The 14,632-nt window shown below is 67.7% G+C and carries 15 protein-coding genes; 9 read left to right on the top strand and 6 right to left on the bottom strand.

Annotated features, from left to right (window positions below; all coding sequences use genetic code 11):
• Window positions 1-81: 81 nt before the first annotated feature.
• Entirely contained in the window at window positions 82-726 is a 645-nt protein-coding gene (locus tag ABLE38_RS18905; RefSeq protein ID WP_348975785.1) for a peptidylprolyl isomerase, read from the bottom strand.
• 99 nt (window positions 727-825) lie between these two features.
• On the opposite strand from ABLE38_RS18905, the gene ABLE38_RS18910 reads away from it, so the two are divergent.
• A complete protein-coding gene (locus ABLE38_RS18910; RefSeq protein ID WP_348975786.1) occupies window positions 826-1,218 on the top strand; it encodes a GFA family protein in 393 nt (130 codons plus the stop codon).
• 132 nt (window positions 1,219-1,350) lie between these two features.
• Here the strand turns inward: ABLE38_RS18910 and ABLE38_RS18915 are convergent, their stop codons facing one another.
• Window positions 1,351-2,244, bottom strand: coding sequence for an SDR family oxidoreductase (locus ABLE38_RS18915; protein ID WP_348975787.1), 894 nt, complete (start codon window positions 2,242-2,244; stop codon window positions 1,351-1,353).
• 92 nt (window positions 2,245-2,336) lie between these two features.
• Between ABLE38_RS18915 and ABLE38_RS18920 the strand changes: the two genes are divergently transcribed.
• Window positions 2,337-3,164: a helix-turn-helix transcriptional regulator gene (locus ABLE38_RS18920; RefSeq protein WP_348975788.1), complete on the top strand. Its 828-nt coding sequence runs from the start codon at window positions 2,337-2,339 to the stop codon at window positions 3,162-3,164.
• A gap of 47 nt (window positions 3,165-3,211) precedes the next feature.
• Here the strand turns inward: ABLE38_RS18920 and ABLE38_RS18925 are convergent, their stop codons facing one another.
• The 3 genes from ABLE38_RS18925 to secG all read right to left on the bottom strand — a co-directional run bounded on the left by ABLE38_RS18925 (window position 3,212) and on the right by secG (window position 6,284).
• Window positions 3,212-3,775, bottom strand: coding sequence for a hypothetical protein (locus ABLE38_RS18925; protein WP_348975789.1), 564 nt, complete (start codon window positions 3,773-3,775; stop codon window positions 3,212-3,214).
• Between the two features lie 356 nt (window positions 3,776-4,131).
• A complete protein-coding gene (locus tag ABLE38_RS18930; RefSeq protein ID WP_348975790.1) occupies window positions 4,132-5,766 on the bottom strand; it encodes a CTP synthase in 1,635 nt (544 codons plus the stop codon).
• 119 nt (window positions 5,767-5,885) lie between these two features.
• Window positions 5,886-6,284 (bottom strand): preprotein translocase subunit SecG, encoded by a 399-nt coding sequence (secG, locus tag ABLE38_RS18935; protein WP_348975791.1) that lies wholly within the window; start codon window positions 6,282-6,284, stop codon window positions 5,886-5,888.
• A 204-nt stretch (window positions 6,285-6,488) separates the two neighbouring features.
• Between secG and ABLE38_RS18940 the strand changes: the two genes are divergently transcribed.
• The 6 genes from ABLE38_RS18940 to edd all read left to right on the top strand — a co-directional run bounded on the left by ABLE38_RS18940 (window position 6,489) and on the right by edd (window position 12,755).
• On the top strand, window positions 6,489-6,842 hold the full coding sequence (locus tag ABLE38_RS18940; protein ID WP_348975792.1) for a MarR family transcriptional regulator: 354 nt from the start codon (window positions 6,489-6,491) through the stop codon (window positions 6,840-6,842).
• Between the two features lie 118 nt (window positions 6,843-6,960).
• On the top strand, window positions 6,961-7,155 hold the full coding sequence (locus ABLE38_RS18945; RefSeq protein WP_348975793.1) for an SH3 domain-containing protein: 195 nt from the start codon (window positions 6,961-6,963) through the stop codon (window positions 7,153-7,155).
• Window positions 7,152-8,093 carry an N-acetyl-gamma-glutamyl-phosphate reductase gene (gene argC / locus ABLE38_RS18950; RefSeq protein ID WP_348975794.1) on the top strand — a complete coding sequence of 314 codons (942 nt, stop codon included), beginning with the start codon at window positions 7,152-7,154 and terminating at the stop codon, window positions 8,091-8,093. Before ABLE38_RS18945 ends, argC begins: the two co-directional genes overlap by 4 nt.
• A 354-nt stretch (window positions 8,094-8,447) precedes the next feature.
• The gene (zwf, locus tag ABLE38_RS18955; protein ID WP_348975795.1) at window positions 8,448-9,905 is read left to right on the top strand and encodes a glucose-6-phosphate dehydrogenase; all 1,458 of its coding nucleotides are present in this window, start codon (window positions 8,448-8,450) and stop codon (window positions 9,903-9,905) included.
• Between the two features lie 205 nt (window positions 9,906-10,110).
• The gene (pgl, locus tag ABLE38_RS18960) at window positions 10,111-10,818 is read left to right on the top strand and encodes a 6-phosphogluconolactonase (RefSeq protein ID WP_348975796.1); all 708 of its coding nucleotides are present in this window, start codon (window positions 10,111-10,113) and stop codon (window positions 10,816-10,818) included.
• A 116-nt stretch (window positions 10,819-10,934) separates the two neighbouring features.
• On the top strand, window positions 10,935-12,755 hold the full coding sequence (edd, locus tag ABLE38_RS18965; protein ID WP_348975797.1) for a phosphogluconate dehydratase: 1,821 nt from the start codon (window positions 10,935-10,937) through the stop codon (window positions 12,753-12,755).
• A 50-nt stretch (window positions 12,756-12,805) separates the two neighbouring features.
• On the opposite strand, the gene ABLE38_RS18970 is transcribed toward edd, so the two are convergent.
• Complete coding sequence (locus ABLE38_RS18970; RefSeq protein WP_348975798.1) at window positions 12,806-13,474, bottom strand: OmpW family outer membrane protein; 669 nt, start codon at window positions 13,472-13,474, stop codon at window positions 12,806-12,808.
• A gap of 185 nt (window positions 13,475-13,659) precedes the next feature.
• On the opposite strand from ABLE38_RS18970, the gene glk reads away from it, so the two are divergent.
• On the top strand, window positions 13,660-14,628 hold the full coding sequence (gene glk, locus ABLE38_RS18975; RefSeq protein WP_348975799.1) for a glucokinase: 969 nt from the start codon (window positions 13,660-13,662) through the stop codon (window positions 14,626-14,628).
• Window positions 14,629-14,632: the final 4 nt, after the last annotated feature.

The raw sequence follows: 14,632 nt of genomic DNA on the forward strand, positions 1-14,632 counted from the left end.
GGCCTCAGACGGGGGCGCGGGACAGGAGCCGCGCGAGATCCCGGCTTTCGCCGGATGACGACCTGCGCGCGGGGATGACGGTTACTGGGGCACCCCGATCAGCCAGGGCTTCACGCGGCCGGTCGGGCGGGCGACGCCGTCCAGGCGCTCGGCGCGGAGGATCTTGACCGGCTGGAGGATCATCTGGTCCTTCATCGCATCGCGGCCGCCGCCGGTGGGAAGCGCGAGGATGCGCTTCACCACGTCCATGCCCGAGACCACCTTGCCGAACGCCGCGAAGCCGCGGAACTGGCCGCGCGCATCGAGCCCGGGGTTCGGGCCGACCATGATCGAGAAGTTGCAATTGGCGCCGTCCGGGTTGGGGCCGTGCGCCATCGAGATCGTGCCGTCGAGGTGGTGGAGTCCGGTTTGTTCGGTCGATTCGAGCGGCACCGAGGGCAGCATCCGCCGCGCATCGGTGCCGATGCCGCCCTGGACGAAGCCCTGGCTCGGTGCGCCCTTGCGGCGGGCGGAGCGGTAGAACTCGGTATTCTCCAGCCGGCCGTCATCGACATAGGCCATGAAATTGGCGACCGTCTTGGGCGCGTGCCTGGCGTCCAGCGCGACGACGATGTTGCCCGCCGAGGTGACCAGGCGGACGCGGATCGTGCCGGGATCCTGCGGGGCGGCCGCGCCAATCAGCAGCGGGGTGAGGAAGAGCGCGAGCAGCGCGACCAGGATACGCATGGGGGTTCGCTAGTCGAACCCGAAGCCGGTTTGAAGGGTTTTCCGGTTTCCGGCGGGTGCCTATCCTTTCCCGTCCGGAATGTCCGGAGGAGATGCGGGATGGAACGGCATAGCGGCGGGTGCCTGTGCGGCGCGGTGCGGATCGAGGCGGTGGGCGCACCCTGGCGGGTGGGGCTGTGCCACTGCCTGGACTGCCGCAAGCACCACGGCGCACCATTCTACGCGGCGGCGATCTTCCCCGCGGGCGCGGTGACAATCACCGGCGAGACCCGCGCCTATCAGGGACGCCATTTCTGCCCCGCCTGCGGCTCATCGACCTTCGCCCGCCATGGCGACGAGGTCGAAGTGATGCTGGGGGCACTGGACGCTCCGGACCAGTTCGTACCGACCTACGAGAATTGGACGGTGCGGCGCGAGGCCTGGCTGCCGCCCTTCCCGCTCGCGCATCATTATGTGCGGGATCGGGAGGGTGCGGGGCGGAGCGAGGACTAGCTATCGTCATCCCCGCGCAGGCGGGAATCCAGGGCAACAAAGCGATGTCCTCTGCGGCTCTGGATCCCCGCCTGCGCGGGGATGACGGAAGTGGTGCAACCCCGGCCGCGCCAACTTCCGTAATCGGACCGTTCAGATCGCCGAATAGTCCATGTTGCGCAGGTCCTCGATCAGGCTCGGGCCGGTGGGGTCCCAGCCCAGCCGGGCGCGGGTCTTGGCGCTGGAGGCGGGCATGTCGAGGCCGGCGAGCATGCCGAGCCAGCCGAAATAGGCGGGCGCCTCCTCGGGGGTGATCGAGCGGGCCGGCAGGCCGAGGCCGGCGGCGACGGTCTCGACGATCGTGCGGGCGGCAATGCCCTCCTCCGCCACCGCATGATAGCGGGCGCCGCGTTCGCCCTTGTCGAGCGCGAGCTGGTATAGCCTGGCGACCGCATCGACCGGGCCGGCCGGCCAGCGATTGGCGCCGTCGCCGATCCAGGCGGCGAAGCCCTTGGCGCGGGCGATGTCGACCATCGGGCTGATCAGGCCCTGGCGGTGCGTGTCATGGACCTGGGGCAAGCGGACGATGCGGACGTCGATGCCGGCATCGAGCAGCTTCGCGCCGGTGACCTCGGAGATCGAGCGCGGGTTGGGATGATCGAGGTTGAAGACATCCTCGTCGGCGGGCTGGCCCGGCCCGGGCGTGCCCATGCCGGTGCCCGAGGTGATCAGGATCGGCCGGTCCGATCCCTGCAGCACCTCGCCCAGCGCAGTGATGACGCGGCCATCCTTCTCGCAATTGGCGACGAAGTTGGAGAAGTCATGGTCGAAGGCGGTGTGGATCACCGCATCGGCCTGCTCGGCGCCGGCGCGGATGCTGGCGAGATCCTCGAGCGTGGCGTGGTGTGCCGCGGCGCCCTGCGCGGCGAGCGAGGCGGCGCCGGCGTCCGAGCGGGTCATGCCGAGGACCTGGTTCCCGGCCGCGATCAGCTCGGGGACGATGCGGGAGCCGATGAAGCCGGTGGCGCCGGTGAGGAAGATACGCATGGGGGATACTCCGTTGTTCAGAAGGCGGTTGTGGCCCCTGCCCTCTTCCTGTTAAAGTAGTGATCTTATCCTAGTATAACGACTGACAGGCTATGCCCGAAGACAGCGTTTCCCCCCTCGGCAAGTTCCTGCGCGACCGGCGCACCCGGCTCGACCCGGCGAGCTTCGGCTTCGGCGCCGGACGGCGGCGCACGCCGGGGCTGCGGCGCGAGGAAGTGGCGCAGCGATCGAACATCAGTTCGACCTGGTATACCTGGCTCGAGCAGGGTCGCGGCGGCGCGCCCTCGGCCGATGTGCTCGACCGGATCGCAGCGGGGCTGATGCTCACCGAGCCCGAGCGCGAGCACATGTACATGCTCGCCTTCGGGCATCCGCCGGAAGCGCGCTATCGCGGCAACGAGGGGATCTCGCCGCGGCTGCAGCGCGTGCTCGACGCGATGCCGGTGCCGGCGATGATCCGCACCGCGACCTGGGACGTGGTCGCCTGGAACGCGGCCGCGGCGGTGGCGCTGACCGACTATGGCGCGGTGCCGGCGAGCGAGCGCAACATCCTCAAGCGGATGTTCTCCGATTCGCGGATGCAGGCGGCGCAGGAGGACTGGCTGCAGGTGGCGCGCTATGTGGTGGCGACCTTTCGAGCGGACGTGACGCGGGCCGGCGCGTCGCACGAGATCGTCGCGCTGGTCGAGGAGCTGTCGCGGACCAGCGCCGAGTTCGAGGCGCTGTGGCGGAGCAACGACGTGGTCGGCCATACCGGTGACGGAGTCAAACGGCTGCGCCATCCCGAGCTGGGGACGATCGAGCTGGAATTCTCGACCTTCGCGGTGGAGGGGCGCCCGGAGCTCAACCTGATGGTGTACAATCCGGTGGCGGCGGACGTGGCGGCGCGGATCCGGGGGATAGTGGCGGCGAAGGGTTAGGCCCCTTCCCCGACACCCCGGCCTTGGGCCGGGGTGTCGAAGAAATCCTAGAGCAAATACACCAGCACGTAGCGGGCGACCAGAGCGAGCATCACCGCGCGCGCCCAGCGCTCGGTTGGCACGAGCATCGCCGCGGCCATCAGCGCGGCGAGGATCAGGGTGAGGACCAGCGCCAGCGGGCGGACGAGGTGCGGAGCGATCGCGGGGATGCTGGCGTAGAAGGCGAGCTGGCTGAGCAGCAGCACGAACAGCATGCCGATCACGACACGGCGGACGCGGAAGAAATGCGCGTCGAAATCGGGCTGCGCGTCGGCCTCGCGCGGGAAGACCAGCCGGGCGGCGAGATAATAGGCGCTGGCGAAAAGCGTGACGGCCATCAGCGCCTTGCCCGAGACCAGCACCGCACCGCGCACCACCCAGGCGGCCTGCCAGAAGGAGAGTAGGTCGAGCAGCACGAAGGCGCCGAGTAGCGGGGTGAGCCAGCCGATGCGGATCGCGGCGTTGGGAAGCAGGCGCGCCTCGATCGCGCGGGCCAGACCGGCGAGTATCTCGGTAATCGACAGGCCGAGCAGCAGCCCGAACAGCGCGAAGATGAACTCGAAATCCGACATGCGGTGTTGTCCCCCCCTGCCCGGCCGTTAGCCTGTGGAATCGGCAGAGGGCAATGTTTGCGCGGCGCGGAGTGAAGGAAGAGAGTGGTTCACGCGGAGACGCGAAGAAGCGAAGATGTCTCGCGCCGTGCCAGCTGCGCCCTTCATCGCGACGCTCCCGAAATGGCTGCCGCTGACGCGGCGCAGGAACCATCTACGTGCGCAGCCTCTTCCGTCTCCGCGTCTCCGCGTGAGAAAATTCTTCTTCGTCGCATCATCGCGTCGCTGCGCAAACCAACAGAAAAGGCCGGGCATCGAGCCCGGCCTTTTCTGAGCCACCCCTTGCCCCTCCCTTGAAAGGGAGGGGTTAGAAGAAGTTACACAAGCCGGCTCTGCCGCACCGCCGCTTCGATGAAGCTGGCGAAGAGCGGGTGGGGCTCGAAGGGCTTGGACTTGAGCTCCGGGTGGAACTGCACGCCGACGAACCAGGGATGGTCGGGCCGCTCGACGATCTCGGGGAGCGCGCCATCGGGGGACATGCCCGAGAAGACCAGCCCGCCCTGCTCGAGCACCGGCTTGTAGTGGGTGTTGACCTCGTAGCGGTGGCGGTGGCGCTCGCTGATCTCGTCGCTGCCGTAGATCGAGGAGACGACGGAGTTGCCGCCAAGCTTCGCGGTATAGGCGCCGAGGCGCATCGTGCCGCCGAGATCGCCGCCGGCCTCGCGCTTCTGCAAGCCCTCGGAGGTCATCCATTCGGTGATCATGCCGACCACCGGCTCCTGCGTGGGCCCGAATTCGGTGGTCGAGGCGTCGGCGACGCCCCCTGCCCGCGCGCCTTCGATGCAGGCCATCTGCATGCCGAGGCAGATGCCGAAGAACGGCACGTTGCGCTCGCGGGCGAAGCGAACGCCGGCGATCTTGCCCTCGCTGCCGCGCTCGCCGAAGCCGCCGGGGACGAGGATGCCGTGCAGCGGCTCGAGCGCCGCGGTGATCTCGTCCTGCTTGTCGTGCTCGAAAAGCTCGGCGTCGAGCCAGCGGATGTTGACCTTCACCCGGTTGGCGATGCCGCCATGGGTGAGCGCCTCGGTCAGCGACTTGTAGGCGTCGGGCACGCCCATGTACTTGCCGACCACGCCAATCGTGACTTCGCCCTCGGGATTGAGCACGCGGTCGACGATCTCGGACCAGCGGGTGAGATCTGGCGAACCCTCGGCATCGATGCCGAAGGCGCGCAGCACTTCGATGTCGAGCCCCTCGGCATGATATTGCAGCGGCACGCCGTAGATCGTCTTCGCGTCGAGCGCGGGGATGACCGAGGAGGCGGGCACGTTGCAGAACAGGGCGATCTTGGCGCGGTCGCTCTCCGGCAGCGGCTTCTCGCTGCGGCAGACGATGACATCGGCATGGACGCCGAGCGAGGCGAGCTCGCGGACGCTGTGCTGGGTCGGCTTGGTCTTCAGCTCGCCGGCGGCGGCGATGTACGGCACCAGCGTCAGGTGGACGCTGACCGAGTTGCCGCGGCCGAGATCGTTGCGCAGCTGGCGAATCGCCTCGACGAAGGGCAGCGACTCGATGTCGCCGACGGTGCCGCCGATCTCGCACAGGACGAAATCGAGGTCCTCGACATCCGCCTGGGCGAAGGCCTTGATCGCGTCGGTCACGTGCGGGATCACCTGGACGGTGGCGCCGAGATAGTCGCCGCGGCGCTCGCGCTCGATGATCGTCTTGTAGATCCGGCCCGAGGTGATGTTGTCGCTCTGGCGCGAGGCGACGCCGGTGAAGCGCTCGTAATGCCCCAGGTCGAGATCGGTCTCAGCGCCGTCGTCGGTCACGTAGACCTCACCATGCTGGTGCGGCGACATCGTGCCGGGATCGACGTTGAGATAGGGATCGAACTTGCGGATGCGGACCCGATAGCCACGGGCCTGGAGCAGAGCCGCGAGGCTCGCTGCCATGAGACCCTTGCCAAGCGAGGAGACCACGCCGCCGGTGATGAAGATATACCGCGCCATGGGAGAAAACGCCTAACGTGAATGGACGCGCGCCGGAAGCGTGCGAATCACGCAACCGGGCACTATTTTTGTGGACGAACCCGGGATCTGCCCGGGTCGGCGAAATTACTGGCGAGCGATTATTGGGCGAGCGGGACCGCGCTGTTGCCCTGCGCGGCCGGCGCCGTACCCGCCGGGGCCGTGCTGTTGGCGGGCGCGAAGGGCACCGCGCCGCCCGGAGGCGCCGTGGTCGGCATCGCCTGGGGCGCCGCAGCCGGAGCGGCGCGCTGGAGCGAGGCGTCGATCGCCGTGCCGCGGTGATTCGCGGCGAGGAAGGCAAGCACGATCGACATCGCGATGAACGCCGTGGCGAGGATCGCGGTGGTGCGCGTCAGGAAGTCGGCCGCGCTGCGCGCCGACATCAGCCCCGAGGGGCTGCCGCTCGAAGTGAGGCCGCCGCCCTCCGACTTCTGCACGAGGATCACGCCGACGAGACCCGCAGCGATGAAAGCCTGGATGATGAGCAGGAAGGTGAACATGAAAAGCGCGGACCTCTTGAAGAAAGGCGGCACATAGGGGAGCCGGCCCGCGCGATCAACCGCCTGCACGCCACTTCCCGTCGCACATGCTCAACGAGAATGTAACATTTCGCATCCGCACTGAAACCGGATCGTCGCATGCGCGTTATGACCTGTGCCCCGGCGTATCGCGGGCGTAACAACAGAGTATATGCCGTGAACGCAATGACCGACAGCTCGCTTTCTTCGTGGAAGAATACGCTGATCGACTATGTGCGATCGGGCGAACCGGACCTGACCAACAGGCAAATGGCGCTGCTCATGCTCGTCTATCTGGATCCCGGCCCCCATACCGTACGCGGACTTGCCCGGGCTTTGAACGTCTCGAAGCCCGTAGTCACACGTGCCTTGAACAGACTAGGCACGCTCGGCTATCTGCGCCGCCAGCGCGACGATACCGACAAGCGGAACATCTTCGTCGCCAAGACCGCGGAAGGGGCAGATTTTCTTGCAGAATTCGGGCATTTCCTCACTGGGGGGCACATCGCCGAGCCAGTCGCCCGCAGGGCCAGCGCGTAAGCGTTTCGCGCTTAAGGGTCATTCGGTTCCGATCGATCCGAGGGTCGATGCAGTTCGTCGCGATCTCGCCGACATCCGTCTGGCGGATCGCGTCTTCGCGCCCCATTATGCTGCGCCTATGGCCCGCATCATCGCCTCCGCAGTGTCGCTTCACGCCGGACCCAAGCCCGATTCGGACGTGCTGACCCAGCTTTCGGGCGGCGACACCTTCGAAGTGCTCGAGCTCGCCGGCGACCATGCCTGGGGCGTCGCCCCGGGGCAGAAGCTGGTCGGCTATGTGCCGGCATCGGTGCTCGAACGGCCCGCGGCATGACGATTCGCGTGTTCATCGACGGCGCCGTCGGCACCACCGGCCTGGAGATCCGCGAGCGGCTGGAAGGCCGCGCGGGGATCGAGCAGCTCATCCTGGACGACAAGGACCGCAAGGACCCGGCCAAGCGCGAGGACGCGCTCAATTCGGCGGACTTCGTGATCCTGTGCCTGCCCGACGAGGCGGCGCGCGAAGCGGTCGACATGATCAAGGCCAGCAAGGTCCGCGTGATCGACGCCTCGAGCGCGCACCGCGTCGCCGATGGCTGGACCTATGGCTTTCCCGAGCTCGAGCCCGGCCAGGCCGCGCAGATCGCCGAGGCGGCGCGCGTCTCCAACCCGGGCTGCTACCCCACCGGCTTCCTGGCGCTGGTCCGCCCGCTGATTCGCGCCGGGCTGGTCCCGCTCGACCATCCGCTTACCGTCAACGCGGTCTCGGGCTATTCGGGCGGCGGCAAGGGCATGATCGCCGACTTCGAGGACGCCAAGTCGCCGGACCATACCGAGACGGCGTTCCGCAACTACGGGCTGGGCCTAGCGCACAAGCATGTGCCCGAGATGACCAAGCACGCGCGCATCGTGCATCCGCCGATCTTCCAGCCGGCAGTGGCACGCACCTATCGCGGCATGCTGGTCGAGGTGCCCCTGCCCCTCCACGCCTTCACCCGGCGGCCGTCGCTGGAAGCGATCGAGAACGCGCTGCGCGAGGCCTACAAGGATTCGCCGATCGTGCGGGTGCTGCCGAACGACGTAACCGCGGTGACGATCGAGGAAGATGCGGGCACCGACCGGCTGTCGCTCCGGGTGTTCGGGAATGCCGAGACCGGCCAGGCGCGGCTGGTGGCGACGCTCGACAATCTCGGCAAGGGCGCGGCGGGTGCCGCGGTGCAGAACCTCAACATCATGGCGGGGTTCGAGCAGACTGCGGGGCTGGTGCTGTAGGGTTGCTTGCCTGGAGATTCGAAGAGGCCGGGCCGGGTGCCCGGCCTTTTTGTTCGCCGCAGACAAGGCGATGAAGAAGATATTTTTCGCGCGTAGGCGCGAAGACGCGGAGGTGTCTCGCGCCGCGCCAGCGGCCTCCCCCCTTCAGAGCTTACCGTGTTTCCAGCCGCTGAACGCGGCACATGCGCTACCCGCGCATGCCAACCTCTTCGCGTCTCCGCGTGAACCACCTTCTTCCTCCCGGCACCGCGCTTGCAACTGCCACCGGTTACCGCCGGTAACCTTTGCCACCAGCCTTGATCTTTCCCGCGCGTTGGTGTCTCCGGGGCGCGAAACGAAAAAGAGAGGCGATCCATGAGCCAGCCCGCGGGCAAATTGCTGTTGTTCGGCGCCACCGGCGACCTTTCCCAGCGGATGCTGCTCCCCTCGCTTTACGGCCTCCACGCCGACGGGCTGCTGCCCGAGGGCCTCACGATTACCGGCACCGCGCGCTCCGATCACGACGATGCAGGGTTCCGCGAATTCGCCCGCGAAGCGCTCGACCATTTCCTTCCTGCCGACCGCAAGGATGACAGCGCTGTCGGAGGATTTCTCGACCGGCTCTTCTACCAGCCGCTCGACGCGTCGAAGACCGACGGCTTCGCGGCGCTGGCCGAGAAGCTGGGCGACATCTCGAACGGGCTGGCGATCTTCCTGTCGACCGCGCCTTCGCTATTCGGGCCGACGATCAAGGGCCTCGAATCAGCGGGGCTGACCGGCGACAATGTCCGCATCGGGCTGGAAAAGCCGCTGGGCTTTGACCTCGCCTCGAGCAAGGTCGTCAACGACATCGTCGCCGAGGCCTTTCCCGAGGACCGCACCTTCCGGATCGACCACTATCTCGGCAAGGAGACGGTGCAGAACATCCTGGCGCTGCGCTTCGGCAATTCGCTGTTCGAGCCGGTGTGGAACGCGCAGGGCATCGATCACGTGCAGATCACCGTCTCCGAGACGGTCGGGCTCGAAGGCCGCGCAGGCTACTATGACGATGTCGGCGCGCTGCGCGACATGGTGCAGAACCACATGCTCCAGCTGCTCGCACTGATCGCGATGGAGCCCCCCGCTCGCTTCAACGGCACCGCCATCCGCGACGAGAAGGTGAAGGTGCTGCGCTCGCTCCGCCCGATCCAGGGCGCCGACGTGCCCAACCTGACCGTGACCGGCCAATATGGCGGCGGCGCGGTGAAGGGCGAGATCGTGCGCTCCTACGACACCGACCTGGAGAAGAGCTCGGACACCGAGACCTTCGTCGCGATCAAGGCGCATGTCGACAATTGGCGCTGGCACGGCGTGCCCTTCTACCTACGCACCGGCAAGCGCCTGGCCGAGCGGCGCAGCGAGATCGTGATCCAGTTCAAGCCGGTGCCGCACTCGATCTTCGCCGACCGCGGCGGCACGCTGCAGCCCAACACGCTGGTGATCCGCCTGCAGCCCGAGGAATATATCCAGCTGCGCGTGATGGCGAAGCAGCCCGGGCTCGACCGCGAGGGCATCCGCCTGAAGGAAGTGCCGCTCAACCTGAGCCTCGAGCACGAGTTCGCCGGCACGCGGCGGCGCATAGCCTATGAGCGGCTGTTCCTCGACCTGATCGAGGGTGACCCCACGCTGTTCGTCCGCCGCGACGAAGTGGAGGCGCAGTGGCAATGGATCGATGCGATCCGCGAAGGCTGGAAGGCCAGCGGCATGAAGCCCAAGCCCTATGCGTCGGGCGGCTGGGGCCCGAGCGCCGCGATCGCGCTGACCGAGCGCGACGGGGTGACGTGGAACGAATGAAATTGCAGGGAGCAGCTCGAACTCAAGCGTCGTCCCCGCGAAGGCAGAGACCCTGGGTAACAGAGCGACGCCCTTCGTGACTCTGGATCCCCGCCTTCGCGGGGATGACGAATATGGGATATTTCGCGCGGGATAATCGTCGAGCAGATCAACATGACGATGAATTTTGAACCCTGAATACCCACCTGAAACGCAAGGAAAGAACATGACGACCGAAATCGAATGGTGGGACTATGACGATGCCGACGAGATGGCCGAGGCCGTCGCGGGGGATATCGGCTTCATCATCGAGAGCGCGATCGATGCGCGCGGCGCCGCGGTGATCGCGCTGGCCGGAGGCAAGACCCCGCTGCCGATCTATGAGAAGCTGGCCAAGGCCAAGATCGACTGGAAGCGCGTGACGATCATCCCCGGCGACGACCGCATCGTGCCGCTGGGCGATCCGCTGTCGAACGTCACCGCGATCGGCAAGATCTTCATTCCCAAGGGCGCGCGGGTGATCCCGCTCGTCAGCGACAAGGCGCCCGACTACAAGGCCGCGGGCCGCTCGGCGGACGCGCTGCTCCAGGACGTGCACTGGCCGCTCGACCTGTGCCTGCTCGGTGTGGGCGGCGACGGGCATTGCGCCTCGATCTTCCCCGGCCCCGATTTCGACGAGGCGCTGAACGGCCCCAAGGAGCGCCGCGCGCTGGGCGTGATGCCCGATCCGCTGCCGCCCGAGGCCCCGGTCGCCCGCGTCACGCTGTCGCGCGCGGCGATCACCACGGCGCGCGCGCTGATGATCGCGATCACCGGCGACACCAAGAAGGAAGTGCTGGAAGCGGCGATCGAACAGGGCGCGTCCTCGTCCTACCCGGTTGGGCGCGTGCTCGCCGATGTCGAGCTGCCGGTGGATATTCACTGGGCGGCGTGAGCCGCCCCTCGCTGCTCCCCGGCGAAAGCCGGGGCCCAGGGTCACAAGCGATCCGGCAGAGAAACCCTGGGCCCCGGCTTTCGCCGGGGAGCAGGTAACCCAAATGGAATGACTGTATGACCCTGCATCCCGAAATCGCCGCCGTCACCGACCGCATCATCGAGCGCTCCAAGGCGAAGCGCCGCGCCTATCTGGCGCTGGTCGAGGCCGAGCGCGCCTCGGGCAACGACCGGCCCAAGCTCGGCTGCGCCAACCTCGCCCATGCCTATGCCGGCACCGACGAGCAGCGCGACGACCTCAAGGCCGGGCGCAAGATGAACATCGGGATCGTGACGGCGTACAACGACATGCTGTCGGCGCACGCGGTCTATTATCGCTATCCCGAGCAGATGAAGATCTGGGCGCACGAGGCCGGCGCGACCGCGCAGGTGGCCGGCGGCGTGCCGGCGATGTGCGACGGCGTCACCCAGGGCTATCAGGGCATGGAGCTGTCGCTGTTCAGCCGCGATACGATCGCGCTGAGCACCGCGGTCGCCCTCTCCCACCGCACCTTCGAGGGCGCGGCGCTGCTCGGTATCTGCGACAAGATCGTGCCCGGGCTACTGATGGGCGCGCTGCGCTTCGGCCACCTGCCGATGGTGCTGATCCCGGGCGGGCCGATGCGATCGGGCCTGGCCAACAAGGAAAAGGCCAAGATCCGCGAGCTCTACGCCGAGGGCAAGGTAAGCCGCGACGAGTTGCTCGATGCCGAGATCGCGGCCTATCATTCGAAGGGCACCTGCACCTTCTACGGCACCGCCAACTCGAACCAGATGATGATGGAGGCGATGGGCCTGCACATGCCGGGCGCGGCCTTCGCCAATCCGGGCACCAAGCTGCGCCAGGAGCTGACCCGCGCTGCCGTCCACCGGCTGGCGGACATCGGCTGGAACGGCGAGGACTATCGCCCGATCGGGCACATCGTCGACGAGAAGGCGATCGTGAACGCCGCGATCGTGCTGCTCGCGACCGGCGGCTCGACCAACCATCTGATCCATGTGCCGGCGTTCGCGCGGGCGGCGGGGATCACGATCGACTGGGACGATTTCGACCGGCTCTCGCGCGCCGTGCCGCTGCTGACGCGCGTCTATCCCAATGGCTCGGCCGATGTGAACGGCTTCGAGGACGCCGGCGGCCCGAGCTTCGTGATCCGCGAGCTGCTCGGTGCCGGGCTGATGCATGGCGACGTGCTGACCGTCGGCAAGGGCGGCATGGCCGATTATGGCCGCAAGCCCACGATGGACGGCGATGCGCTGGTGTGGCGTGAGCACCCCGAGACCAGCGGCGACGACAGCATCGTGCGCACGGCCGCCAACCCCTTCTCCCCCGAGGGCGGCTTCCGCATCCTCAAGGGCAATCTGGGGCGCGCCTGCATCAAGGTGAGCGCCGTCGAGCGCGAGCGCTGGACGATCGAGGCGCCGTGCCGCGTGTTCCAGGACCAGGCGAGCGTGCAGGAAGCGTTCAAGGCGGGCGAGCTCGACCGCGACGTGGTGGTGGTAGTGCGCTTCCAGGGGCCCAAGGCCAATGGCATGCCCGAGCTGCACAAGCTGACCCCGCCGCTCGGCGTGCTGCAGAACCGCGGCTTCAAGGTCGCGCTGGTGACCGACGGGCGGATGTCGGGCGCGAGCGGCAAGGTGCCGTGCGCGATCCACCTCAGCCCCGAGGCGCTGGGCGGCGGGCCGATCGGCAAGCTGCGCGACGGCGATGTGGTGCGGGTGTGCGCCGAGGAAGGCGTGCTGACCGCGCTGGTCGATCCGGCCGAATGGGACGCGCGCGAGCAAGCCGAAACCCCGCCGCCGGCGATCGGCACCGGTCGCGAACTGTTCGCGATGCTGCGCAACCACTGCGACGAGGCCGAAAAGGGCGGCTCGGCGATGCTGGCGGAAGCGGGGCTGTAAGAGAAAATGGGCGGCGGCTGGGCCTGCCACCGCCCACCTCCCCCGCTCCCCTAGAAGCGGAAGCCCACGCCTGCCCCGAACACGAACGGATCGAGGCTGACATTAACCTTGTTGACCGCGGCGCCGGTGGTCAGGCGCGCGGTCGTGTCGATGTCGATGAACTTGACGTCCAGGTTCACGAAGACCTTCTTGGTGATGTCGGCATCGACGCCGGCCTGGAGCGCATAGCCGAAGCTGTCGCTTAGCTTGACCTTGGTGGCGCCGAGCGCGGCGTCGAGCGAATCGCTGGCGTCGCTCGAATGGAAGATCGTGTAGTTGACGCCGGCGCCGACATAGGGCCGGACATGGCTTTTCGGGGCGAAGTGATATTGCAGCGTCAGCGTCGGCGGCAGCGCCCAGGTATCGGCGACCTTGCCGAGCCCGGCGATCGCGCCGGTGCCCTGGATATTGTGCTTGGTGGTCGAGACGATCAGCTCGGCGCCGATATGGTCGGTCGCCATGTAGGTGAAGTCGACTTCGGGCATGTAGCCGTCATCGACCTTGACCGAGCCGCTGGGCACGCCCGGTGTGATCGGGCCGGCCTTCTCGGTGGGCGAGACCAGGATGCCGCGCAGGCGGACGAGGACGTTGCCGGCCGCGATGCCGGTCTCGTCCTGTGCGTAGGCGGGCATGGCGATGCCGGCGGCGAGTGCCAGAGCGATCGGGAAAGCGCGGCGCATGATGGGATCTCCTTGGTTGAGGAGGCCCCGGTACGCCCGGCGCTGCCGCTGCGATTTGACGCGGCGCAAAAGGCTTTGCGGGTGATTTGCCGATGCCGCTTTACTTCCGCGCCGCTTCCGCAGAGAAGGGCGCCGACAACGCTGCCATACCCAAGGCGGCGCGTGGAGAGGCGTGAGGAGAGGGCATGGAAGTCGTCGCGGTCGATATCGGCGGGACGCATGCCCGCTTTGCCGTTGCCGAAGTGGCGGACGGCCGCGTCGTCTCGATCAGCGAGCCGATCACGCAGAAGGTCGCCGAGCATCCCAGCCTCCAGCTCGCCTGGCAGGCCTATGGCGAGGAACTCGGCCGGCCGCTGCCCAAGGCGGCGGCGCTGGCGGTGGCATCACCGGTGGGCGGCGACATCATCAAGCTGACCAACAATCCCTGGATCATCCGCCCCGCGCTGATCCCCGAGCGGCTCGGCGCCGATACCTGGACCGTGGTCAACGACTTCGAGGCGATCGGCCACGCCGTCGCGCAGATGGGCGACGAGCATTTCCTCCATCTGTGCGGCCCCGATCAGGCGCTGCCCGATAAGGGATCGATCACGGTGTGCGGGCCCGGCACCGGGCTGGGGGTCGCGCAGGTGTTCCGCCACCGCGCCGGCTATGACGTGATCGCGACCGAGGGCGGGCACAGCGACTTCGCGCCGCTCGACCCGATCGAGGACGCGCTCGTGAAGCGGCTGCGCAAGATCTACAACCGCGTCTCCAAGGAGCGCGTGGTGGCCGGCCCCGCGATCGTCTCGCTCTACGAGACGCTGGCCGAGCTCGAGGGCAAGCCGGTCAGCCGGCTCGACGACAAGGCGATCTGGGGCCTCGCGCTGGAGGGCAAGGACGAGCTGGCGGTGGCCGCGCTCGACCGCTTCTGCCTGAGCCTGGGCGCGGTCGCGGGCGACCTGGCGCTGAGCCACGGCCCCAGCGGCGTCGTAATTGCCGGCGGTCTGGGGTTGCGCTTGAAGGACCATCTGTTGCAGTCGGGCTTCGGCCAGCGGTTCGTCGCCAAGGGCCGGTTCCAGGGCCTGATGTCTTCCATTCCGGTGAAGCTCATCACGCACCCGCAGCCGGGCCTGTACGGTGCCGCCGCGGCGTTCGCGCAGGAGCACGCACTTTGAATAT

The organism is Sphingomonas sp. KR3-1, from assembly GCF_040049295.1.
GTDB lineage: Bacteria > Pseudomonadota > Alphaproteobacteria > Sphingomonadales > Sphingomonadaceae > Sphingomonas.